Raw genomic sequence first — 22,156 nt, forward strand, 5'->3', positions numbered from 1 at the left:
AAAAAGGGAGAAATATGAAAAAAAATATTGTGTTTTTTGAAGTTAGAGGTGGTAGCGATAAAGGTGAGGATGGTCATAGAAAAGATACTATGCCTATGGTAAATGCCTTAAAAGAACAAGGTTGGAATGCTGAGGTTATCTTTTTTGAAGTAGAGAAAAAAGATGAAATTTATGAATATGTAAAAAACAATGCCGATGCTTATGTTTCTAGAATCAACCCAGGAAATTTAAAAGAAGAAAATGAGTATTTTGATATGCTTAGAAAACTTTGCGCAAATGGTGTTATAGGTATGCCTCATCCTGATGCGATGATAGGATATGGCGCTAAAGATGCGCTTACTAAGCTTAATAAAACAGCTTTAGTACCTGAAGATACTTATGCGTATTATGATATCAAAACTTTTAAAGAAAGTTTTCCAAAAACTTTAGCAAAGGGTGAGAGGGTTTTAAAACAAAATCGTGGCTCAACAGGTGAGGGAATTTGGCGTGTAAGATTGATGGATGAGCTACCAGCAGGAGCTGTGAGCGTGCCATTAAATGCAAAAATCAAATGCACAGAAGCAAAAGATAATCACACAGAAGAAAGAGAACTTGGTGAGTTTATGGACTTTTGTGAGCAATACATTATAGGTGATAATGGTATGCTTGTAGATATGACTTTCTTACCGCGTATTAAAGAAGGTGAAATTAGAATTTTAATGCTTTATCATACTCCAATTTATGTAGTGCATAAAAAGCCTGCAGAAGGTGCTGATGCATTCTCTGCTACACTTTTTTCAGGTGCAAAATATAGATATGATGAGCCAAAAGATTGGCAAGGATTGGTTGATTGGTTTTTAGCAACCTTACCTGAAATTCGTTCAAAACTTGGAAATTATGATATTCCTTTGATTTGGACTGCTGATTTTATTTTAGATACAGATGAAAATGGTAAAGATAAATATGTTTTAGGTGAGATTAACTGCTCTTGCGTAGGATTTACCTCTCCTGCTGAATTTGTTGAGCCTATTGCTAAAAAAGTAGCTCAAAATATCATTGATATCGTAAGTAAAAATTAACCCTTGTTTTAACAAGGGTTTTTAAAAACTCATTATGCTTTTAACTATACTTTATATTATCGGAATTACTGTTGATGCGATGACAGGAGCTATTGCTGCAGGAAGGCATAAAATGGATCTTTTTGGAGTGATATTTATAGCTTTGGTAACAGCTATTGGCGGAGGTTCGATTAGAGATATTTTACTTGATCATCATCCGCTAACTTGGATTAAAACTCCTGAATATGTGATTTTAATTTGTGTTGCAGCTATGATTACAACAAAAATTGCTAAATATGTTATAAGGCTTGAAAAACTTTTTTTGATTTTAGATGCTATAGGTTTGGTTGTTTTTAGTGTTTTAGGTGCACAAATTGCAATACAAATGGGGTATGGTTTTATAGTGGCTGTGAGTTCAGCTGTGATTACTGGTGTGTTTGGTGGGATTTTAAGAGATATACTATGCGCTAGGATACCACTTGTATTTCAAAAAGAAATTTATGCAGGTGTTGCTATATTAACAGGGGCTTTGTATTATATACTGTATATTTTGGGTGTAGATGAGTTATGGGTAATTCTTGCCTCATTGATTGTAGGAACTATAGCAAGGCTTTTAGCGATATATTATGGTTTAAGTTTGCCTATATTTTCTTTTAAAGATGGAGAAAATAAAGAAAGTTAAAATTCTATCTTATAAACTCTTAAAGGATAAGCCTTATTATCCATAGTATTTTCATAAAATCTTACAAGCTTATCAGTAGGTAAATTTATTTATATTTTTTGCTTTTAAAATATTTATTTGATGTATTGATTACAAATCAAGCTTAGTTATGGAAAATTGTTATTTATAAATATTTTTGTAATTAGAAGTTAAAAGTGGTGACCCATACGAGACTCGAACTCGTGTTACCGCCGTGAAAGGGCGATGTCCTAACCGCTAGACGAATGGGCCAAAGCATTAAATAAGAAATGAAATTATATCTTATTTAATTTAAAAAAAGCTTAATTATTTTACAAAACGTAGATAAAAATAACCAAACACACCAGAAGCTAAGGAAGCTAGTAAAATAGCAAAATTATCCACAAAATTAAATATATCGCTTACCTCATAAGCAAGAGCGTCTATAAAAAAGCTCATAGTAAAACCTATGCCTGTAAGTATACAAACCCCATAGAGTTGTTTAAGATTTGCATCTTTTGGTAATTTCGCAAGTTTTAGTTTAATTGCCATATAAGCAAAACCAAATACACCTAGTTGTTTACCAACAAATAAGCCTAAGAAAATTCCTACGCTTACACCACTAAATAACATATGTGCTTCAATTTTTGAAAGATCAACCCCTGCGTTCGCAAAAGCAAAAAGTGGTAGTATTATAAAAGCTATCCAAAATTTTAAACCATGTTCAATTTCTTCTAATAAGCCATGGTTGTTTTTTGTATTTACAGGTATAAATAAAGCCGTAATGATACCTGCTAAAGTTGCATGTACTCCACTTTTTAATACACTAAGCCAAAGTAATGCGCCGAGTATATAATAAAATGATTTCCTTTCATTACCCAAACGATTAAGTAAAAATAAACCTACAATACAGCAAAAGGCAACAAAAAAAGCTAAAGTGGAAAGCTCTCCTGTGTAAAAAATAGCAATGATTAAAATAGCTCCTACATCATCAAAAATCGCTAAAGATACTAAGAATATTTTTAAAGAACTTGGTATACGTTGTTTTAGCATTGCAAGTATAACTAGAGCAAATGCAGTATCAGTTGCAGTAGGTATAGCCCAGCCTTTTAAAACATAAGCATCGTTAAAATTGATAGCACAAAATATTAAAGCAGGTACAACTATACCACCTATAGCGGCCATTAAGGGTAGGGTAATATTGCTAAGAGTTTTAAATTCCCCTTGAACAAATTCTTTTTTTAATTCAAGTCCTATGGCGAAGAAAAAGATTGCAATAAGACCATCGTTAATCCATAATAAAGAAGGCTTAAAAAGTTCCCAAGTACCTACCTTTACACCTATTTCTACACTTAAAAAGTCCATATAGTGTTGCCCATAAGGACTATTTTTAAGTAGCAAGGCAAAGATTGTTGCTAATAAAAGCAACAATCCTCCTAAAATTTCAAGCGATAAAAAGTTTTGGAATTGTTTTAGTTTCATTTTTTAAAGCTATAAATAAATTTTAAATAAACATACCCAACTATGGCACTTAATAACGAAGCTACTAAAATAGCTAATTTATCAGAATATGCAAAAATATCACTATTTTGATAAGCTAAGCCATCTATAAAAAAGCTCATAGTAAAACCTATGCCTGTGAGTATACAAACCCCGTAAAGTTGTTTGAAATTAACATTTTGTGGAAGTTTTGCTAGCCCTAGTTTTATACTAATATATGAAAATAAAAATACCCCAATTTGTTTTCCTAAAAACAATCCTAAAATAATACCTAAGCTAACCGAAGAAAACATAAAACTTGGATCCATATCTTTTAAATCAACTCCCGCATTCGCAAAAGCAAAAATAGGCAAGATAAAATAACTCACCCAAGGCGCTAAGTCATGTTCTATTTCTTTTAAAAAAGACTCACCACTTTTTGTTTGAAGTGGTATAAATAAAGCAGTAATCACGCCTGCTAAAGTTGCATGCACCCCACTTTTTAACATGCTTATCCAAAATACTATAGCTATGATGATATAAAAAGATTTTTTGGTAACGTGGAAATGATTTAGTAAATAAAGTGCTAAAATACACACCAAAGCAGCAATCATAGCAAAAACTGAAAGCTCACTTGTATAAAATAAAGCAATTACAATAATTGCGCCCAAATCATCAAAAATAGCCAAAGAAAGTAAGAATAATTTTAAAGAAGTAGGTACTTTTTTACCTAAAAGCATTAAAATTCCAACTGCAAAGGCCACATCAGTAGCAGTTGGTATAGCCCAGCCTTGTAAAGCAAAAGGATCTTTATAATTAAAAAATGCAAAAATTAAAGCAGGTACTATCATACCACCAAGTGCAGCAAATACAGGTAAAGACATAGCTTTTATGCTGTTGAGCTGACCTCTTGTTATTTCATATTTTAATTCAAGTCCTATGGCGAAGAAAAAAATTGCAATAAGACCATCATTAATCCACAAAAGCAAAGGTTTAAAAATTTCTAAACTTCCTGCTTGAAATCCAAAAGGAATATTTAAAAAGTTGGTATATTGATCCGTTAAAGAACTATTTTGTAAAATGAGTGCAAGTACGGTAAAAAATATAAGCAAAACACCAGGAAAAGTTTCGCTTTTAACAAAGGTTTGAAGTCTTTGCATATAAATAGCCTTTTTAATTTTTTATTAATATGTTATTTTAGCATAAAAAGGCTTTAAATTTAAAAGTTTAAGCAGAAAAACTGCTTAAACAGGTATAACGCGTATATTTGGACTAAGTTCTTCTTGTAGAATATTTTCTATAGCATATAAGGTCGCGCCACTTCCGCTTGAACAGCCACTGCAAGCACCAAGGTAGCGTATGTAAATATCTATGTTTTTATTATCACTTTTTTGAATATCAATTACTTCTAAGTCCCCGCCATCTCCATGTAGCATTGGACGCACATCGCTATCTAAAACAGCCTCTACTGCTTTTAGTTGTTTAACCATGGTCATATCATCAAAAGCAATATCGGTTTTACTTTGATCTTTTAGCTTTTCTCTTTCCATTTCAGCCCTAGTTTCAGCTAAAATATCTACAAGATAATAATCTTTTTTCTCATGTCCTCCAGGTTTAACACAAGATTTACAAAAAGCACCTGCTTTGGTAAATTGCGTGATTTCTTCTACTGTATGTAAATCATTTAGTTTGATTACTTCTTTGATGGTTCCAAGGCTTACCCTAGCACATTCACAAACTATGATTTGATCTTCAAAGTCTTCAGGATTAACACCTTTATAATGTGCCGCAGCTTGTTTGATAACATCGTAAGCCATAACTGAACAGTGCATTTTTTGCGGTGGAACTGCAGGAGTTTCAGGGTTATCTCTCATAGCAAATTCAACATCTAAATTTGTAATTTTTACAGCCTCATCTACGGTTTTACCTATACAAAGATCAACCATAGTATCACTACTTGCTATTGCTGTACCACAGCCAAAGCTTTTAAATTTAGCATCAATGATTTTATCAGTTTTTTCATCTACTAACCAATAAAGCCTAACCGCATCACCACAGCTTTCAGCTCCAAAATCTGCAACAATAAGTTTTGCATTTGCTTTTTGTGCATCTTCTTGTGTGAATTCACCCATATGTTGAGGGTTATTCATTCTATCTTGTACTTTTTGAGAATACTCATCCCAAATTGATCCGCCAATTAAATTATTCTTTGCCATTTTTTGTCCTTTAAATATTTTCAGGCTTATATGCATAAGTACTTGAGATTGCTCTAAGTCTTTGCGTTGCTTTTTTTATTTGCTCTGCTGCATAATCAATTTCATCTTCTGTGTTAAATCTTGATAAAGAAAGTCTTAGGGCAGTATGAGCTAAATCATTTTCAGCACCAATTGCTTCCATGATAGGATTACTCTCAAGTGCTTCGCTAGCACAGGCTGAACCAGTGCTTGCTGCTATACCATTTTTGTTTAAATCCCAAAGCATAGCCTCGCCTTCTACGCCTTTAATGCTTGCTAAGATGGTATTAGGAACCCTTCTTGATCTATCTCCAACTACACTTGTATCAGGCATAGCTAAAATTAAATCTTCTAATTTGTCTCTTAATCTTCTAATGTGTGAGTTTTCAAAATCAAGCATAGTATTTGCAATTCTTAAAGCTTCTGCCATTGCTATAATATATGGTACATTTAAAGTTCCGCTTCTTCTACCACCCATATGCTCACCACCATGTAAAAGTGGAGTTAATTCTATATCTTTTTTAATATAAAGTCCACCTACGCCTTTTGGACCATGGAATTTATGTGCAGAAAATGAAGCAAAATCAACTCCAGCTTTTGCAAAATTAACCTTGATTTTCCCAACAGCTTGAGTTGCATCAGTATGAAATAATGCTCCATATTCATGAGCAATCTGAGCCATTTCTTCTATAGGAAAAATCATACCAGTTTCATTATTTGCCCACATAATGCTTACTAGGGCAGTTTTATCTGAAATAGCTTCTTTTAAATCTTTTACACTAGAAACACCCTCATGATCAACGCCAAGTTCTATGACTTTTACTCCTAAAGATTTTAAAAACATAGCACTAGCTGCTACTGCAGGATGTTCTACACTAGAAATAATTACTTCATTTCTATCGCTATTTAAAATTCTATCAAAATACACACCTTTTAATACCCAATTAATACTTTCTGTGGCACAGGAAGTGATAATGATATCATCTAAATCGCTTGCTCCAAGTCCTGTATAAAGTTTATCCATAGCTTCTTTTAAAGCAGGATGGGTTGCACCACCCCATTGATGAAGGCTGTTTGGATTGCCATAATGTTCTTTTAAAAAAGGTTTCATAAGCTCGTAAGCTTCTGGTGCAAGTTGTGTTGTTGCATTGTTATCTAAATATACTCTCAAATTATACTCCTTTAATTAGGATAATTTTTATCTTTTTTGTTAATATACACTAAAATATTAAATTTAATATTAAATCAAGTAAGTTTTTAACTTGTGCAAAAATTTTTGTTATTATTTTAGCACAAGTTTAAGCCATAGCATTTAAATAAGAGTGTAAAATTTTATTAATACTTGCTTGTCTTTTGCGATTTTTTAAAAATTGAGTATCTAAAAGTTCTTTTTGGGTGTTTATTTTTTCAAGATCGATATTAGAATCATTTTGATTGAACTCTTTTTTTAAAGCTTCAAAATCTTTACTAATTTGCTCGCTATAAAGACTATAAATAGAGCTTGAATTTGCAAATTCTTGCATGTTGATACTGTGTTGATAGTTGATGTATTGTTGAAAGAAAACTGAAAGCTTATCTTCTGAAGTGTTGTTTTTATCTACCCCATTAATATGCAAGTACAAATCAAAACTCATTTTCTCTTTATTGCTTTCACTTAGATAATCTTGTATACTCATTTGACCTCTCATGAGTTTTTGAAAATTTACATTAGAAGATATATCTAACTCAATAGGAGATAAAAAGAAATTAGCCTTTTGATGATTTTGTTCTTTTAAATCATGATAAATATAATTAAGCAATAATCCACTTTTAGAAACTGCGCCTTGACGGTTTAAATAAGGTTTGATAATAGGATTGCTAGCTGTGTTTTCAATGCTTGCATTGAATGCAAAATCTCCTATTTTATTATCAAGCATTAAGGTGTTTAAATTTTTATTTGTTTCTTTTGCATTTTGTAAACTTTTAGCATTTTCATAAACTTTTAAAATTTTTCCTTCATAAGTATAGCTATAACCTTGATTTAACTCAGAAATTTGTGTTTTACTTAAAAAATCATTGTCATTGTTTTGAAACTGTGGATTTATAGTTTTTAGTGTATTGTGATAAGTGTTTAAAAGTCTTGGCAAGTCTATTTTGTTATAGTTTAAATTTTCATCAAGCTTTATAAGTTGTTTTGAAATTTCTCTTATACTTTTTATATTAATATCATAATCAAGAGGTAAAGCAGCTGTTTTATTAAGATCTTTTTCAAAAAAACCTTGCTCATTGATTCTAAAACCAAATTCACTTGCATAAGTTACTTTATAATCTAAATTAGAACCTTTTATATCAAGTAAATCACTTTTGATATTGGTATTTTCTTTTTTTTCTTCTGCGTGTCCAGTTTTTGCAAAAGGATAATTTGCAAAATTCTGATACGGATTAACATTAGAATTTACAAACATAACTCTTCTCTTCAAAAATATTGCTTAGCTTTAAAAAGCAAAAGCTATGCCAAAATTTTGAATCGAAGAGAAAAATTAAGCGTAAATGTCAAGCAATCCTGAACTAGTACTAGGAGTAGTAGTTGGAGCAGGGTTTGCATTTACGCCTTCAAGTACTTGCATTACTGCATTTTCATTGGCTTCTATGGTTTTTTTCATCATAGTAGTTGCAATGTTAAGCATTAAACTTGCTTGATTGTTAGTAACTTCGCCCATAACATACTCCTTTTGTTTGGATTAGTAATATTATCGGCAAAGTTTGGTTAATATTAAGCTATATTATAAATTTTTGATAAGTAGTGATTGTGAGTGTTTTCTTTTGCTTCAAGCATATCGATATAGCTTTTAAACTCATCCATATCTTTAAAAAGATTTTTCATGGTAGCGCTAATCTCGCTAGAAAAATTTTGAAGATTACTTTGCGTTTTTAAATATCTTTCTATTTGATAAATTCTAGCTATTTCTCTTTCATACTCATCTTGAGTCATTCTTTTTGCACTAAATTCTGCATTCAAGCTTTTTTTATCATTAATAATAAAAGATTTTTTTTGATTGTTGATTTTAAACTCAACGATAAATTCTTCTTTTGAATTAATAATCTTTAAGTATTTTAACTTAGCTTTATCTTCTAGTAAAACAAAGCTTACACACTCTAAAAACATATGTGTAAAGATTTCTCTTTCAAAAATATTTTGACAAATATCAGTATATTTTAAACCTAGGTTTTGTTGATGATCTAAAAATGCTACATTTGACATGATCCATCCTTTTTTCATGACTTTTTATCATAAAAAAGCAAAAATCATTCCAATTATTGCATATCAATCATCTTAAGCATATTAATCGTATCTTCAAATTCAAAACTTTCTTCGGGATTTTGACTTAGAAATTGTTGCATAAAGTCTTTTTTAGCAATGGCTTGATCGAGTTCTTTATCAGTGCCTTTTTGATAAGCACCAATTCTAAGCAAAACCTCATTTTCTTTAAGCAAAGAATTTAAACGCTTAAATTTTCTAGCAGCTAGTTTGTGTTCATCACTAATAATATCCCCCATAACCCTCGAGGCTGAATTTTGTATATTTATAGGTGGATAAATTCCAAAGTCAGTGAGTTCCCGACTAAGTACTATATGTCCATCAAGTATTGATCTGCTTTGATCAGCTATTGGATCACTCATATCATCTCCATCAACTAAAACGGTAAAAAATGCTGTTATGGTTCCTTTGCCTTCTTCTTTTCCTGCGCGTTCCATAAGCTGAGGTAAAAGACTTAAAACACTTGGTGGGTAACCTTTTGTTGTAGGAGGCTCACCTAGAGCTAGGCCTATTTCTCTTTGAGCCATAGCAAAACGCGTTACGCTATCCATGATAAATAACACATCTTTGCCTTGTTCTTTAAAATACTCTGCCACACTCATAGCGCAAAATGCTCCGTATTTTCTCATCAGCGCGCTATCATCGCTTGTTGCAACGATTATGACAGTATCATCAAGTTTACCACCAAGATTTTTTTGTATAAACTCAGGAATTTCTCTACCACGTTCCCCGATTAAAGCTATCACTTTAATAGGAGCTTTGGAATTTTTTACTATCATACCCATAAGGGTTGATTTTCCTACCCCGCTTCCTGCAAAAATCCCAAGCTTTTGTCCTACCCCGCAAGTTAAAAGCGCATCTATTGTTTTAACACCTACTGGAAAAACTTCCTCTATTAAACCTCGTTTCATCGCATCAATAGGTGCACGCATAATAGGCATAAATTTACTTGCCTCAATAGGCCCTTTACCATCTTTTGGTCGCATAAAAGGATCAACTACTCTTCCTAAAAGTTCATCACTAACACCTATTTGCATACCCGCATCATTAATAAAAGCACGATCGCCTATTTTAAAACCTTCCACAAAACCAAAAGGACTCAAATAGCTTAAATTCTCATCTACTTCTACCACCATAGCCATAGCTTCTTTGCTCTCATCTTCACTAGAAACTATTTTAATAATATCACCTATGCTAGTTTTTAAGCCATTTATTTCTATACTAGTGCTTGAAATTTTAGTTATTTGTCCAAAAACACTAGCAAGATTTTGTGAAGCAATTTTGCTGCGAAGTTTTTCTAAACCCATTAAAATCTAACCTGTTTTGCTGAGTTAATTAAGGTAAAAAATTCTTTTCTTGTTTTTTCACTTTTTAAAAAGCTACCTCTTAATGCTGAAGTGCTAGTAGTAGAATTTGCCTTTTGTACCCCACGCATTTCAACACACATATGTCTTGCTTCAATAACCACCCCAACGCCTTTTGCACCTACATGTTTCATTAGTGCTTCTGCGATTTGCTCTGTGAGTTGTTCTTGAATTTGTAAGCGTCTTGCAAAAACTTCTACAAGGCGTGGAATTTTACTAAGTCCTACGACTTTTTTATCTGGTATATACGCAACATGCACGCGCCCAAAAAAAGGCAAAATATGATGTTCACAAAGACTATAAAATTCTATATCTCTTACTAAAACCATTTCATTGTTTGAGCTTTCAAATAAGGCATCATTTAGTATTTGTTTTGGATCTTGTTTATAGCCACTATTTAAAAATTCAAAAGCCTTAAAAACTCTTGTAGGGGTTTTTAAAAGTCCTTCTCTTTGTGGATTTTCCCCGATAATTTCTAACATATTTTTTACTGATTGTTCAAATTTTTCTTGCATTTTTTCTCCATCAAAAATTAAAATTTTAACATATTTTTATTTTTATATAAAGTGATAAGGAAAATTTTGGTATATTATCAAAAAATTTTATTTAGAAAAGGGAAAATATTATGGAAGTTACAGCAAAACTAATTGATTTTGCAAATGCAAATGCTACTGTGAAAATTGCTCAAGGAGCTATTAAAGCAGAAGTTGAAAAATTAGCTAAAAAAGCATCTAAAACTATGAAAATGGATGGTTTTAGAGCAGGAAAGGTTCCTGTTGCTGCTATACTTAAAAGATATGAAAAAGAGCTTACAAGAGATGCGGAGCAAGATCTTTTAAGAAATGCTGTAGATGGTGCTTTAAAAGAAGTTAAAAGAGAGGCTAAAGATTTAGTAGGTGAGCCATATTTTGAAAAATTTGATAGAAAAGATGGTGCTATTGAGGCTCAAATGGTATTATCTTTTAGACCAGAAGTAAAATTAGATGGATATGAAGAACTAATTCCAACTTATAATACACCAAAAGTAACTCAAAAAGAAATTGATGCAAAAAAAGAAGAATTGTTAAAAAGATTTGCTACTCCTGAAGCGATTAAAGAAGCAAGAGCTTTAAAAGAAGGCGATTTTGCTAAATTTGATTTTGAAGGTTTTATTGATGGTAAAGCTTTTGATGGTGGAAAAGCTCAAAATTATGTTTTAGAAATTGGTTCAAAACAATTCATACCAGGATTTGAAGAAGGTATGATTGGTTTAAAAGCAGGTAAGGAAAAAGATATTAATGTAACTTTTCCAAAAGAATATGGCGCAGCGCATTTAGCAGGAAAAGATGCGGTATTTAAAGTAAAAATTCATGAAATTCAAGAACTTAAATTACCTGAGTTAAATGAAGAGCTTTTAAAAAGCTTGTTGCCTGAAGAAAAAGAACCAAGTGTTGAAAAATTAGATGCAAAATTAAAAGAACAACTAAAAAATGAAAAAATCTTTAAACTTATCAATGATGAGCTTAAAAATCAATTTGCAGAAGCTTTGGTAGCTAAGTTTGACTTTGTTTTACCAAGAAATATAGTAGAGCAAGAAACAGATATGCAATTTAGAAGCTCTTTGAGAACTTTAAGCGAAGAAGAATTAAAAGAATTTAAAGATGAGGCTAAATATAAAGAAAAAAGAGAAAGTTTCAAAGAAGATGCACAAAAAAGCGTAAAATTAACTTTCATTATAGATGAGCTAGCAAAACTTAGAAATGTTACAGTAAGCGATCAAGAATTAATCCAAGCGATTTATTTTGAAGCTTATAGATATGGCTTTAACCCGCAAGAACATTTGGACAATTACAAAAAACAAGGTGCATTGCCTGCCATTAAAATGTCTTTAATTGAAGAAAAACTTTTTGCTGATATTTTCAAAAAAAATGACAAAAAGAAAACTGAAAAAGAAAGTGAAAAATAATGAGCTCATACATACCTTATGTGGTTGAAAAAACAAGCAGAGGCGAAAGAAGTTATGATATTTACTCAAGACTTTTAAAAGATAGAATTATCATGCTAAGTGGCGAGATCAATGATGATCTTGCTGCTTCTATTGTAGCTCAACTTTTGTTTTTAGAGGCTGAAGATCCTCAAAAAGATATTTATCTTTACATTAACTCACCAGGTGGGGTTGTAACCAGTGGATTTAGTATTTATGATACGATGAATTATATTAAAGCTGACGTAAGTACTATTTGTATTGGTCAAGCTGCTTCAATGGGTGCATTTTTGCTTAGTTGTGGTGCTCCAGGGAAAAGATTTGCTTTACCAAATTCAAGAATTATGATCCATCAGCCACTAGGTGGAGCAAGAGGACAAGCAACTGATATAGAAATTCAAGCAAAAGAAATTCTAAGATTAAAAGCGATTTTAAATGATATTTTGGCTAAAAACACCAAACAAAAACTCTCTAAAATAGAAAAAGACACTGATAGAGACTTTTTTATGAGTGCAGTAGAGGCTAAAGAATATGGCTTAATCGATAAGGTTTTGGAAAAAAGTTTTAAATAAGGAAAAACATAGCAATGTTAGATGATGATTTGTTTGCTGATTTAAATTTAAGTAGTGATCCAACTCCAGCCAAAGAAGCTCCAAAAATTCAAAAAATTAGTGGAGGCGAATTTGAAAAATTTGCAAAGTCTATTTTGACTGAGCTTGTAAAAGACAATATACCTCCAACGCCAACTAATTACGGAGTTTATTTTCAAAAAATGCTTGAAGAACGTCCGGTAGCTTTTAAGAAAAAAGTTAGTGAGATTATGGAATTTGAGCAAAATGATGATGGTATCAAACGTGCAAATATAGAGCAAGAAATCAAAAAAAGTTTTAGTTCTACTTCGGCATTATTGCAATACATTGCTATGATTTATAGGCATCTTGAAACAGTTAAAGATATGCTAAGAAGACGTAATTCAGAACTTGCAATTAGCACAGGCAATTTAGCAGTATCTAATGTAATTCACGCTCTTGAGGCAGATCTTTCAAGGTTTTCTAGTATTTTAGATAAATACTCAGATGAGATTAAAGAAAATTTTGATGAAGTTAGGCAAACTTATAAACATATAGAAGAGCAAAGTGATTTTGACTCTAAATTTGGAGTTTATAATAAAAAATATTTTTTAGAAAATTTAGAAAAAAGTATTGAAAGTAATGCAAAATATAATTACCATACTTCCTTAATATTTTTTAGAGTAAAAGAAGAAATTCTTGAGCAAACTTATACTCAAAAAGAAAAAAATGCTTTCTTAAAAAGCGTGTGTAGAATTTTTAGTAAAAATGTCTCTTCAAGCGATATTGTAGCTCATTGTGGAAACAATATTTTTGCTATGATGATTTCTCATACAAATTTAGAAAAAGCACAAGAAATATGCAATAAAATATTAGAATCTTTAGAAAATTCAAATTTTTTCCTAGCAGATAAAGAAATAGATGTAGATGTTGAAGTGGCTATAAGCGCTGTTAATCAAGATAGCAAGAGTGAAGAATTGATAGAAAAATGCATTGAAGCTTTAAAAGATTCAGGAAAAAATTTAGAACCCTTTATAATAGTGGAAAAAGAAAAATGATAAGAAAGATAATTACCTATCCTAATCCAAGATTATTTTTAGAGTCAAAAAAAGTAGAAAATTTTGATAAAGATTTACATATACTTTTAGATGATATGTATGAAACAATGATAGCCAATAAGGGCGTAGGTTTGGCTGCTATTCAAGTTGATGTGCCAATTAGAGCTTTGCTTGTAGATATTGGTGATGAAGAAGGTGAGCAAAAAGAAGATAAGCAAACTCTTTTAGAAATTATTAATCCCATTATAACACCTTTAGATGATGAAAAAATTTCTTGCAATGAGGGTTGTTTAAGCATACCAGGTTTTTATGAAGATGTAATGCGTTATAAAAATATACAACTTGATTATCAAGATAGATTTGGCAAGCCACAAAGTTTACAGGCGCATGATTTTTTAGCAGTGGCTATTCAACATGAAGTTGATCATCTTGATGGACATTTATTTATAGAAAAACTTTCTTTTTTAAAACGCCAAAAATTTGATAAAAACTTTAAGAAAAAATCCAAAAAGAACAAATGAAAAAACTAAAATGTGCAAGTTTTTCTACAGAGCTTGATATTATCGATGTAGAATCAACTTTCACAAGAGGTTTGCCAGGTTTTAGTATAGTAGGTCTTGCAAATTCTACCATCAAAGAAAGCACAGAAAGGGTTAAGGCGACTTTATTAAGTCAAAATTTCAATTTTCCAGCACAAAAAATCACTATTAATCTCAGTCCATCAGATATCCCTAAAAATGGCTCTCATTTTGATTTGGCTATTGCTATTTTGATTTTATTTCAAAAAGAAAATTTAGATGATTTTTTTGTTTTTGGGGAACTTGGTTTAGATGGAAGTATTAAAAGTACTGCTAGTTTATTTTCTATCTTGCTTTTTTTAAGTGCAAAAGTACAAAATGCCAAAGTAGTAGTACCAAAAGCCATAGCGCAAAAAGCTTCGATGATACCTAATTTAACAATTTATGCTTTGGAAAATTTAGCTCAAGCTATGGACTTTTTTAAAGAAAAAAATTATGAGAATTATCATATAAACAATGCTCACCCTTTATTCGAAAATGCCATAGAAATTAATAACCAAAAATATATAAAAAATACCATTTACCCTTATGATTTTAAAGAAGTTAAGGGTCAAGAAAATGCTAAATTTGCTTGTATAATAGCAGCTTTGGGTATGCATAATATTTTATTTGAAGGTAGTCCAGGTAGTGGTAAAAGTATGTGCGCTAAAAGACTTCCTTTCATCATGCCACCACAAAGTTTGAAAGAAATTTTAGCTCAAAATGCCTATAAGTCATTAAATTCTTTAGATGATGATTTTAGTGCTAGTAGGGTTTTTAGAAGTCCTCATCATACAAGTACTAGGGCTAGTATTTTTGGCGGAGGAACTAAAAATGCCAAGATAGGAGAAATAGCACTTGCAAATGGAGGAGTTTTGTTTTTTGATGAGTTTCCTCATTTTTCAAAACAAATCATAGAAAGTTTGAGAGAGCCGCTAGAGGATTTTAAAATTCTTATTTCAAGAGTTAATACCAAAGTGATTTATGAGACTAAATTTTTATTTGCTTGTGCGCAAAATCCTTGCCCTTGTGGAAATTTATTTTCTAAAAGTCTTGTATGTCGTTGCCAAGAGATGGAAATTAAAAAATATAAAAATAAAATTTCATCTCCTATTTTAGACAGAATTGATCTTTATGTAGCTATGGATGAGATTTCACATGAAGATAAAACAAGCTTAAGCTCTGAACAGATGAGTGAAATGGTTTTTAAAGGATTTTTATTTCAAAAGCAAAGAAAGCAAGAAGAATTTAATGCTAAATTAAATGATGAACAGCTGAAACAATTTTGTATTTTAGATTCTACTGCGAATGAAATTTTACAAAAGGCTATAAATTCATATAATCTTTCTCAAAGAGGGGTAAATAAAACCATAAAAGTAGCAAGAACCATTGCAGATTTAGAGCAAAGTGAGTTGATCTTAAAAACTCATATTTTAAAAGCATTAAGTTTTAGAATGAGAACTACATAGGAGAAAAAATGGATAACAAAAGCGTGGCGATCTTTATTGATGCAGAAAATATTCCTTCAAAATATGCAAAATCAATTTTTGATATCGCTTCTGATTATGGAGAAATTGTTATAAAACGAATTTATGGAGATTGGACACAAAAAAATATACAAAATTGGAAAGAACAAATCGCACAATATTCTATCATCGCTATGCAACAATTTAATTTTATAGCTAATAAAAACTCAAGTGATATGTACTTAATCACTGAGATTATGAGTTTTTTTTATGAAAAAGATATTGATATTTTTGTCATTGTCTCAAGTGATAGTGATTATACTAGTTTAATCCAAAGGCTCAAAGAGGGCAAAAAGCAAGTTATAGGTATGGGTTTAAAACAAGCTGTAAAATCTTATGTGAATTCTTTTAGTGAATTTTTTTATTTAGATCAAGATGAATCTAAAGAAAAAATATTAAGCACTAAAGAATATATCAAAGATTTAATCAATATCACAGAAGCCTTAATAGAAGAAAAAGGTCGTGCTGAATATGCTCAAATTCGCACTAATATGAATAGAAAACATGCAAATTTTATCCCTCAAAATTTTGGTTTTAAAAATTTTAGAGCTTTAGTAAAAGAGTTTTTACCACAAATGAAACAATTTAAAGAAGGTAATGAAAAAAATATTTATTTTCTTATTGAAAAAACAAAGGCTTAAAAATGGAAAATACCTTGATAGCCTTTTTAGTTGTTGTAATTTTAGCTTTTATATGGTATGTGTTTAAAAGCCAAAAAGAAAAAGTAAAGTTGGAGTTTTTAAACCAAAGTAACATAGCTTTGCAAAATCAACTTGCTAATTTAGAGCTTGAAAAAACTACACTTATGGAAAAAAATTCCAAACTTTTAGATGAAAAAATATTATATTTATCTAAAAATGAAGCTTTAGAAGCAAAATTAGCTCAAAAAGAACAAACTCAGCAAGAACTTTTAAATATACATTTAAAAGAGCGTGCGAACTTAAAAGAAGAATATGCCCAAACCTTAATAAAACTAGAAGAAAAATACAAGCAAGGTTTGGTAGAATTAAAACAAGAATTAGAACAAAATTTACAAAAACAAAATGCTAATATTTTAAGCCAAAACAAACTTATGCTTAATGAAGATACAAAAAAAATCTTAGAAGAAATTTTCTTGCCTGTGAAAGAAAGTGTTAAAGAATACAATGAAAGACTAAATTCAAATGAAATTAGTCTTAAAACTCATATTGATAATATGTTTAAATTTAGCCAAAATATGACAGAAAATGCAGATAAGCTAGCTAAAATTTTAAAGGGTGATAAAAAAATTCGTGGTAATTTTGCAGAATTGCAACTAAAATCAGTTTTAGAAAATAGTGGCTTAGTAGAGGGCGTGCAGTATAAATTGCAAGAGAGATTTCAAGATGAGGGTAAAACCTATATTCCTGATGCGATTGTGTTTTTAGATAAACAAAAAAGTATAATCATAGATGCAAAATTTTCTTTGCCAAGTGATTTTGCTTTTGAAGATGTTAATCAAAACACTTGCCTTGATTTAGCTTATAATCTAAAATCAAGGATTGATGAGTTAGCCAAAAAGCCTTATATGCAGTATGATAAACACACTTATGAATTTGTTTTGCTTTTTATACCTTATCAAAATATCTTAGATTTGATTTTAAATGTAGATCTTGAAATTTATCAATACGCTTATAAAAAAAAGGTTTATTTAACCACACCAAACACTCTTTTTATGGCACTAAATACGATAAATATTTCATGGAAAAATATACAAAGTAATGAAAATATCCTAAAAGCTTTTGATGAGCTTGGCAAATTTCATGATAAATTTGCAGGTGTTTTAGATGATTTTGAAAAAATCAAAGAAAATATCAAAAGATTAAACTCAAATGTAGATAATATGCAAACAAAGCTTACTCATGGAAGTGGAAATATCGCTTCAAGAGTGATAAAGCTTAAAGAGCTAGGCGCTAAAACCCAAAAGCTTATAAAATGTGAGATGAGCGATGAAAGCAGTATTTAAAGATAATGTTTCTTATGAAAAAGAGCTTGTTGAAAAAGGCTTGGATGAGTTTTTAATGATGGAAAATGCAGGTATAGAGCTTGCAAATTTGATTAAGAAAAAAAGTAAAAACATAAAAAATGCTAAAATTTTATTCTTACTTGGTGCTGGTGGAAATGGAGCTGATGGACTTGTGGCTATAAGGCATTTAAAAAAAGCTTTTGCTTATGTTATGCCATATAAAAAAAGTACAATGTTTATCAAGCAAGAGCAAATTTTAAAAAATATAGGTTTTAATTTTTTAAAAAAAGAACCTAAATTTAAAGATTTTGACATCATAGTTGATTGTGTTTTTGGAAGTGGTTTAAATAAAGCTTTAGATGAAAATTTACAAAGAATTTTTAAAAAAATTGCTAAAAGTAAGGCTTTAAAAATAGCTTGTGATATTCCTAGCGGGCTTGGACAAGAACTATGTTTTAAGGCTGATTACACTCTTTGCATGGGAGTGATTAAAGAAATTTTATTAGAAGATTTTGCAAAAGAATTTGTAGGCAAAATTAAAATTGCAAATTTGGGGTTAAAACTCTATATACAAAATACTTCAAGTTTTTTACTAGAAAAAAAAGATTTGAAACTCGTTACAAAAAAGGCTAACTCAAATAAAGGTGATTTTGGCCATGTTTATATTTTTGCCAATAAAAGCGCGGGTACTTTAGCTGGACTTGGTGCTTTAGAGTTTGGAGCGGGGCTTGTATCTTTAGTGGCTAAAGAAAGCTTTTCGCCTTTGATTATGCTAAAAGATGATATTGAAGGCAAAATAAATGCAGCTGCTATAGGTATGGGACTTGATGATTTAAGTATTTTAAAAGATGAAAGATTAAAAAACATTCCTTTGGTCTTAGATGCAAATTGCTTTCAAAGTGAAAATTTACTTTCTTATCTTAATAGAGAAGATGTTGTTTTAACCCCTCATCCTAAAGAATTTTCCATGCTTTTAAAACTTTGTTTTAATGAGGATGTAAGTGTAGAAGAAATTCAAAACAATCGCTTTTTTTATGCAAGAAAATTTAGCTCTAAATTTCAATGTGTTTTGGTATTAAAAGGGACTAATCCTATCATCACTCAAAAAGAAAAACTTTTTGTAGTAAATTGTGGCAATGAAGCTTTAGCAAAAGGTGGAAGTGGAGACGTGTTAAGTGGTATGATAGCAGCTTTACTTGGAGCTAAATTTAATGCTTTAGAAGCTGCAAAAAATGCAGTATTAGCTCATGCTTTGGTGGCTAAAAATTATAAGAAAAATAAAATTAGTTTTGATGCTTTAAAATTAATAAAGGGGTTCAAATGCTTATAAAATTAGCAGTTTTATTTAGTGGTAATGGAAGCAATTTGGAAAATATTTTAGAAAAATTACATAAAAAAACTTTTGGTAAAAATACCTTTGAAGTGGTTTTGTGTGTGTGTAATAAAAAAGAAGCTTATGGTATACAAAGAGCTTTAAAATATAACCTTGATACTAAAATCATAGAACATGAAAAATTTACTTCAAGAGAAGAATTTGACGCAGAATTAGTAAAAATTATAAAAGAAAGTCAAGCAGATTTGACCATCTTAGGAGGATTTATGCGAATTTTAAGTCCTGTTTTCACTCAAAATATAAAAGCTATTAACCTTCATCCTTCTTTGCTTCCTTTATTCAAAGGTGCTCATGCTATCAAAGAAAGCTATGAAAGTGATATGAAAGTAGCAGGCATTAGTGTGCATTGGGTTAATGAAGAGCTTGATGGTGGTAAAATCATTGCACAAAAGGCATTTGAAAAAGCTAAACTAAGCTTTGAAGAGTTTGAAGCGAAAATTCACGAGCTTGAACATGCACTTTTACCTGAAACCATTGTAAAAATTTTTGAAAATGATTAATTTTTCATCATTATAATTACACTTTTGTTTAAGGAAAGTAAATGTTTGAATGGATTTTTAGTGTAGATGCTTGGGTGGTATTGGTTACTCTTACAGCTTTGGAGATTGTACTAGGTATTGATAATATCATTTTTCTAGCGATTTTAGTTTCTAAATTACCACCAGAGCATAGAGATAAGGGTAGGATTTTAGGTCTTGCTTTTGCGATGATTACTAGAATTTTATTGTTATTGTCTTTGTTTTGGGTAATGAAACTTGTCACACCTTTATTTAGTATATTAGGCAATGAAATTTCAGGTAGGGATTTGGTGCTTTTGCTTGGAGGGCTGTTTTTAATAGTTAAGTCTATTAAGGAAATTAAAGAAAGTATAATGCACCAAGAGGAAAGTCAAAGCAATATAAAAATTAGTAATAAGCTTTGGGTTGTAGTTGCTGAAATAGCTGTGATAGACATAGTATTTTCTCTTGATAGTGTTATTACCGCTGTGGGCATTGCTCAAGATATAGAGATTATGATTATTGCTGTGATTATTGCAGTTTTAGTTATGCTTTTTGCCTCTAAACCAATTGCAGATTTTGTAGAAAAATATCCAAGTATTAAAATCTTGGCTTTGGCATTTTTAGTAATGATAGGTTTTGTTTTAGTGTGCGAAAGTTTTGATATCCATATAGATAAAGCATATATTTATACAGCTATGGCTTTTTCTTTGATAGTAGAAATTTTAAATATCATTTCACAAAAAAAACAAACAGATAATTCTTAAAATATTTAGCATTTTTTATGCTAAATATTTTTTTATCTTGACTTTTAATATTTTTTTATGTAAAATAACGCTTTATTTTTGTACATCGGGGTGTAGCGCAGTCTGGTTAGCGCACTTGGTTTGGGACCAAGGGGCCGAAGGTTCGAATCCTTTCACCCCGACCATTTTTATAAATGGTGAGTGTAGCTCAGTCGGTTAGAGCATCAGATTGTGGTCCTGAGGGTCGTGGGTTCGATTCCCATCACTCACCCCATCAGCGCTCGTAGCTCAACTGGATAGAGCGACAGACTTCGGATCTGTAGGTTATGGGTTCGATTCCTATCGGGCGCACCATAAGCCCATTGTTACTTTTATTTTTATGCGCTCATAGCTCAGCTGGATAGAGCAACGGCCTTCTAAGCCGTAGGTCAGAGGTTCGAATCCTCTTGAGCGTACCACTTTTGCGGATGTGGTGAAATTGGCAGACACGCCAGACTTAGGATCTGGTGCAGCAATGCGTGAAGGTTCAAGTCCTTTCATCCGCACCACTACTTTAAAATCCTTTTAAGCATTTAAAGTTTTACAATTCATCTTAATCGTATTTATAATAAAAAATTAAATTTATATTATTACAAAATTATGAAGATACTATGGTAAATATATATCAAGTTAAAATTATCGAAAATTTTTGCAAGGATAAATTTAAAAAAGATACAAGAACAAAAGATTTTTTTCATACCTTTTTGGCTCAAAATTTAGAAATTTATACCAATATAGAAGAACAAAAGTATGCCAAAGATACAATATTAATATATAAAATTTTTGATATATGTATTATATATATAAAAGATGGAGTCTCGGTAAGTCAAGAGTATTATCAATTTAAAAAAGTGTGATAGATTATATAGTTGCATATACTGATGAAAATATGAATGATGGTAAAATATCGCAACTATCAAGAGGTAGTTCTACATTAAAAATAGATAAATCAAATTGTTATGATAATCCAGATATTAAAGTTGTGTTTTCAGAAAAAGGCTTTTTACTTCAGGCTAAATTTAATAATTGTGAAAGTAAATTTAACGATACAATGATTATGTTTGCACTTTCTTTGGCTTATCGTGAAAAAATGGAGCATTATTTGAATTTGACTTCAGGTATTATAGATAAAGAAAATTATCATGATGTTATTGATATTAAAAAAGATTTTTATGTTTTTAATCTAAAGTATTTTTTTAGTAATCCAGTGCACTATAACTATCAACAAAAACATGCAATATGGAAAATTATATTTCAATATTATAATATTTTAGAGCAACATCAAGAACTTAAAATCCAGATAGAAAATCTTGTTGATATTTTACATATTGAACAAAATCAAGAAGAAGATAAAAAGGAAAAAATAAAAGAGAATAAAAGAAAAAATCGAAATGATTTTTTTAATTATCGGTGGTTTTGTTACTTTATCTTCGTTAGTTAGTGCATATAAAGACGCTATGGAACTATTTGGTTAAAACCATATATTATTTTGGCAAAACAAGCGTTTTAACTTTATAGTTAAATATGTTTTATGCAAAAATTTAAAATCCATGCTAAATTTTGGAGTTTTTTATCCTCTTATATCTCCTATTCTATATTATTCTACATTCATTCCACCCCTAAAACAAATTCCCACATGTCTAATCTATTTAATAAAACTTTAAGCTTTTATTGATATAATTTCATTTCCTTTTTTAACGAAAGGGTTTTAAAAAGCTAAGACTTTTTGTCTT

General features: G+C 30.5%; 23 protein-coding genes and 6 tRNA genes. 19 read left to right on the plus strand and 10 right to left on the minus strand.

Annotation, left to right across the window (positions count from 1 at the left end; genetic code table 11):
- The first annotated feature begins 14 nt into the window (after positions 1 to 14).
- Both ACOTVC_RS05280 and ACOTVC_RS05285 read left to right on the plus strand, forming a co-directional pair.
- Positions 15 to 1,058, plus strand: coding sequence for a Cj0069 family protein (locus tag ACOTVC_RS05280; protein WP_087685316.1), 1,044 nt, complete (start codon positions 15 to 17; stop codon positions 1,056 to 1,058).
- A gap of 34 nt (positions 1,059 to 1,092) precedes the next feature.
- A complete protein-coding gene (locus ACOTVC_RS05285; protein WP_039629140.1) occupies positions 1,093 to 1,719 on the plus strand; it encodes a trimeric intracellular cation channel family protein in 627 nt (208 codons plus the stop codon).
- Between the two features lie 195 nt (positions 1,720 to 1,914).
- Here ACOTVC_RS05285 and ACOTVC_RS05290 read toward each other — a convergent pair.
- The 10 genes from ACOTVC_RS05290 to folE form a co-directional block, all read right to left on the minus strand.
- A tRNA-Glu gene (locus tag ACOTVC_RS05290) sits at positions 1,915 to 1,989 on the minus strand.
- A 54-nt stretch (positions 1,990 to 2,043) separates the two neighbouring features.
- Positions 2,044 to 3,198, minus strand: a complete 1,155-nt coding sequence (gene nhaA / locus ACOTVC_RS05295) for a Na+/H+ antiporter NhaA (RefSeq protein ID WP_214115922.1) — start codon at positions 3,196 to 3,198, stop codon at positions 2,044 to 2,046.
- Positions 3,195 to 4,355 carry a Na+/H+ antiporter NhaA gene (nhaA, locus tag ACOTVC_RS05300; RefSeq protein ID WP_214115924.1) on the minus strand — a complete coding sequence of 387 codons (1,161 nt, stop codon included), beginning with the start codon at positions 4,353 to 4,355 and terminating at the stop codon, positions 3,195 to 3,197. Before nhaA (ACOTVC_RS05300) ends, nhaA (ACOTVC_RS05295) begins: the two co-directional genes overlap by 4 nt.
- A gap of 84 nt (positions 4,356 to 4,439) precedes the next feature.
- Positions 4,440 to 5,411: an iron-sulfur cluster assembly scaffold protein gene (locus ACOTVC_RS05305; protein ID WP_087685319.1), complete on the minus strand. Its 972-nt coding sequence runs from the start codon at positions 5,409 to 5,411 to the stop codon at positions 4,440 to 4,442.
- Between the two features lie 10 nt (positions 5,412 to 5,421).
- On the minus strand, positions 5,422 to 6,600 hold the full coding sequence (locus ACOTVC_RS05310) for a NifS family cysteine desulfurase (protein ID WP_421627893.1): 1,179 nt from the start codon (positions 6,598 to 6,600) through the stop codon (positions 5,422 to 5,424).
- A 127-nt stretch (positions 6,601 to 6,727) separates the two neighbouring features.
- Positions 6,728 to 7,873, minus strand: coding sequence for a hypothetical protein (locus ACOTVC_RS05315; RefSeq protein ID WP_421627904.1), 1,146 nt, complete (start codon positions 7,871 to 7,873; stop codon positions 6,728 to 6,730).
- Between the two features lie 75 nt (positions 7,874 to 7,948).
- Positions 7,949 to 8,128 carry a putative motility protein gene (locus tag ACOTVC_RS05320; RefSeq protein ID WP_039619394.1) on the minus strand — a complete coding sequence of 60 codons (180 nt, stop codon included), beginning with the start codon at positions 8,126 to 8,128 and terminating at the stop codon, positions 7,949 to 7,951.
- 53 nt (positions 8,129 to 8,181) lie between these two features.
- Positions 8,182 to 8,670 carry a hypothetical protein gene (locus ACOTVC_RS05325; protein ID WP_214115926.1) on the minus strand — a complete coding sequence of 163 codons (489 nt, stop codon included), beginning with the start codon at positions 8,668 to 8,670 and terminating at the stop codon, positions 8,182 to 8,184.
- A 53-nt stretch (positions 8,671 to 8,723) separates the two neighbouring features.
- Positions 8,724 to 10,034: a flagellar protein export ATPase FliI gene (gene fliI / locus ACOTVC_RS05330; RefSeq protein ID WP_039619391.1), complete on the minus strand. Its 1,311-nt coding sequence runs from the start codon at positions 10,032 to 10,034 to the stop codon at positions 8,724 to 8,726.
- On the minus strand, positions 10,034 to 10,606 hold the full coding sequence (gene folE, locus ACOTVC_RS05335) for a GTP cyclohydrolase I FolE (RefSeq protein WP_214115927.1): 573 nt from the start codon (positions 10,604 to 10,606) through the stop codon (positions 10,034 to 10,036). The genes fliI and folE overlap by 1 nt, the downstream gene beginning before the upstream one ends.
- Before the next feature lie 110 nt (positions 10,607 to 10,716).
- On the opposite strand from folE, the gene tig reads away from it, so the two are divergent.
- From tig to ACOTVC_RS05420, 17 genes are all read left to right on the plus strand, one after another.
- Positions 10,717 to 12,036, plus strand: a complete 1,320-nt coding sequence (gene tig, locus ACOTVC_RS05340; RefSeq protein WP_421627897.1) for a trigger factor — start codon at positions 10,717 to 10,719, stop codon at positions 12,034 to 12,036.
- Positions 12,036 to 12,626 carry an ATP-dependent Clp endopeptidase proteolytic subunit ClpP gene (gene clpP, locus ACOTVC_RS05345; protein WP_087699173.1) on the plus strand — a complete coding sequence of 197 codons (591 nt, stop codon included), beginning with the start codon at positions 12,036 to 12,038 and terminating at the stop codon, positions 12,624 to 12,626. Before tig ends, clpP begins: the two co-directional genes overlap by 1 nt.
- Positions 12,627 to 12,640: 14 nt before the next feature.
- Positions 12,641 to 13,681, plus strand: a complete 1,041-nt coding sequence (locus ACOTVC_RS05350; protein WP_214099467.1) for a GGDEF domain-containing protein — start codon at positions 12,641 to 12,643, stop codon at positions 13,679 to 13,681.
- Positions 13,678 to 14,202 (plus strand): peptide deformylase, encoded by a 525-nt coding sequence (def, locus tag ACOTVC_RS05355; protein WP_214099468.1) that lies wholly within the window; start codon positions 13,678 to 13,680, stop codon positions 14,200 to 14,202. The genes ACOTVC_RS05350 and def overlap by 4 nt, the downstream gene beginning before the upstream one ends.
- Positions 14,199 to 15,707, plus strand: a complete 1,509-nt coding sequence (locus ACOTVC_RS05360; RefSeq protein WP_214099469.1) for a YifB family Mg chelatase-like AAA ATPase — start codon at positions 14,199 to 14,201, stop codon at positions 15,705 to 15,707. The genes def and ACOTVC_RS05360 overlap by 4 nt, the downstream gene beginning before the upstream one ends.
- Before the next feature lie 8 nt (positions 15,708 to 15,715).
- Positions 15,716 to 16,405, plus strand: coding sequence for an NYN domain-containing protein (locus ACOTVC_RS05365; RefSeq protein WP_039619378.1), 690 nt, complete (start codon positions 15,716 to 15,718; stop codon positions 16,403 to 16,405).
- 2 nt (positions 16,406 to 16,407) lie between these two features.
- Entirely contained in the window at positions 16,408 to 17,748 is a 1,341-nt protein-coding gene (rmuC, locus tag ACOTVC_RS05370) for a DNA recombination protein RmuC (protein WP_214115931.1), read from the plus strand.
- Positions 17,732 to 19,078, plus strand: coding sequence for an NAD(P)H-hydrate dehydratase (locus tag ACOTVC_RS05375; RefSeq protein WP_214099471.1), 1,347 nt, complete (start codon positions 17,732 to 17,734; stop codon positions 19,076 to 19,078). The genes rmuC and ACOTVC_RS05375 overlap by 17 nt, the downstream gene beginning before the upstream one ends.
- On the plus strand, positions 19,069 to 19,641 hold the full coding sequence (gene purN / locus ACOTVC_RS05380) for a phosphoribosylglycinamide formyltransferase (protein ID WP_087690222.1): 573 nt from the start codon (positions 19,069 to 19,071) through the stop codon (positions 19,639 to 19,641). Before ACOTVC_RS05375 ends, purN begins: the two co-directional genes overlap by 10 nt.
- Before the next feature lie 41 nt (positions 19,642 to 19,682).
- Positions 19,683 to 20,405: a TerC family protein gene (locus tag ACOTVC_RS05385; protein ID WP_039642409.1), complete on the plus strand. Its 723-nt coding sequence runs from the start codon at positions 19,683 to 19,685 to the stop codon at positions 20,403 to 20,405.
- An 86-nt stretch (positions 20,406 to 20,491) separates the two neighbouring features.
- Positions 20,492 to 20,569 (plus strand) — tRNA-Pro (locus tag ACOTVC_RS05390).
- A 12-nt stretch (positions 20,570 to 20,581) separates the two neighbouring features.
- Positions 20,582 to 20,658 (plus strand) — tRNA-His (locus tag ACOTVC_RS05395).
- Positions 20,659 to 20,661: 3 nt separating this feature from the next.
- A tRNA-Arg gene (locus tag ACOTVC_RS05400) sits at positions 20,662 to 20,738 on the plus strand.
- A 27-nt stretch (positions 20,739 to 20,765) separates the two neighbouring features.
- Positions 20,766 to 20,842: transfer RNA gene (locus tag ACOTVC_RS05405), tRNA-Arg, on the plus strand.
- Positions 20,843 to 20,847: 5 nt separating this feature from the next.
- Positions 20,848 to 20,932, plus strand: a tRNA-Leu gene (locus ACOTVC_RS05410).
- Positions 20,933 to 21,034: 102 nt separating this feature from the next.
- Positions 21,035 to 21,280 (plus strand): hypothetical protein, encoded by a 246-nt coding sequence (locus tag ACOTVC_RS05415; protein WP_214099472.1) that lies wholly within the window; start codon positions 21,035 to 21,037, stop codon positions 21,278 to 21,280.
- Entirely contained in the window at positions 21,277 to 21,864 is a 588-nt protein-coding gene (locus ACOTVC_RS05420) for a hypothetical protein (protein WP_421627902.1), read from the plus strand. Before ACOTVC_RS05415 ends, ACOTVC_RS05420 begins: the two co-directional genes overlap by 4 nt.
- Positions 21,865 to 22,156: the final 292 nt, after the last annotated feature.

Source organism: Campylobacter sp. GB48 (genome assembly GCF_049221845.1).
Taxonomy (GTDB): domain Bacteria; phylum Campylobacterota; class Campylobacteria; order Campylobacterales; family Campylobacteraceae; genus Campylobacter_D; species Campylobacter_D lari_C.

Bases quoted from the DNA above. Each gene is read 5' to 3' on its own strand.
- ACOTVC_RS05280 (WP_087685316.1), top strand. From the start codon at position 15: ATGAAAAAAAATATTGTGTTTTTTGAAGTTAGAGGTGGTAGCGATAAA.
- ACOTVC_RS05285 (WP_039629140.1), top strand. From the start codon at position 1,093: ATGCTTTTAACTATACTTTATATTATCGGAATTACTGTTGATGCGATG.
- nhaA (WP_214115922.1), bottom strand. From the start codon at position 3,198: ATGAAACTAAAACAATTCCAAAACTTTTTATCGCTTGAAATTTTAGGA.
- nhaA (WP_214115924.1), bottom strand. From the start codon at position 4,355: ATGCAAAGACTTCAAACCTTTGTTAAAAGCGAAACTTTTCCTGGTGTT.
- ACOTVC_RS05305 (WP_087685319.1), bottom strand. From the start codon at position 5,411: ATGGCAAAGAATAATTTAATTGGCGGATCAATTTGGGATGAGTATTCT.
- ACOTVC_RS05315 (WP_421627904.1), bottom strand. From the start codon at position 7,873: ATGTTTGTAAATTCTAATGTTAATCCGTATCAGAATTTTGCAAATTAT.
- ACOTVC_RS05320 (WP_039619394.1), bottom strand. From the start codon at position 8,128: ATGGGCGAAGTTACTAACAATCAAGCAAGTTTAATGCTTAACATTGCA.
- ACOTVC_RS05325 (WP_214115926.1), bottom strand. From the start codon at position 8,670: ATGTCAAATGTAGCATTTTTAGATCATCAACAAAACCTAGGTTTAAAA.
- fliI (WP_039619391.1), bottom strand. From the start codon at position 10,034: ATGGGTTTAGAAAAACTTCGCAGCAAAATTGCTTCACAAAATCTTGCT.
- folE (WP_214115927.1), bottom strand. From the start codon at position 10,606: ATGCAAGAAAAATTTGAACAATCAGTAAAAAATATGTTAGAAATTATC.
- tig (WP_421627897.1), top strand. From the start codon at position 10,717: ATGGAAGTTACAGCAAAACTAATTGATTTTGCAAATGCAAATGCTACT.
- clpP (WP_087699173.1), top strand. From the start codon at position 12,036: ATGAGCTCATACATACCTTATGTGGTTGAAAAAACAAGCAGAGGCGAA.
- ACOTVC_RS05350 (WP_214099467.1), top strand. From the start codon at position 12,641: ATGTTAGATGATGATTTGTTTGCTGATTTAAATTTAAGTAGTGATCCA.
- def (WP_214099468.1), top strand. From the start codon at position 13,678: ATGATAAGAAAGATAATTACCTATCCTAATCCAAGATTATTTTTAGAG.
- ACOTVC_RS05360 (WP_214099469.1), top strand. From the start codon at position 14,199: ATGAAAAAACTAAAATGTGCAAGTTTTTCTACAGAGCTTGATATTATC.
- ACOTVC_RS05365 (WP_039619378.1), top strand. From the start codon at position 15,716: ATGGATAACAAAAGCGTGGCGATCTTTATTGATGCAGAAAATATTCCT.
- rmuC (WP_214115931.1), top strand. From the start codon at position 16,408: ATGGAAAATACCTTGATAGCCTTTTTAGTTGTTGTAATTTTAGCTTTT.
- ACOTVC_RS05375 (WP_214099471.1), top strand. From the start codon at position 17,732: ATGAAAGCAGTATTTAAAGATAATGTTTCTTATGAAAAAGAGCTTGTT.
- purN (WP_087690222.1), top strand. From the start codon at position 19,069: ATGCTTATAAAATTAGCAGTTTTATTTAGTGGTAATGGAAGCAATTTG.
- ACOTVC_RS05385 (WP_039642409.1), top strand. From the start codon at position 19,683: ATGTTTGAATGGATTTTTAGTGTAGATGCTTGGGTGGTATTGGTTACT.
- ACOTVC_RS05415 (WP_214099472.1), top strand. From the start codon at position 21,035: ATGGTAAATATATATCAAGTTAAAATTATCGAAAATTTTTGCAAGGAT.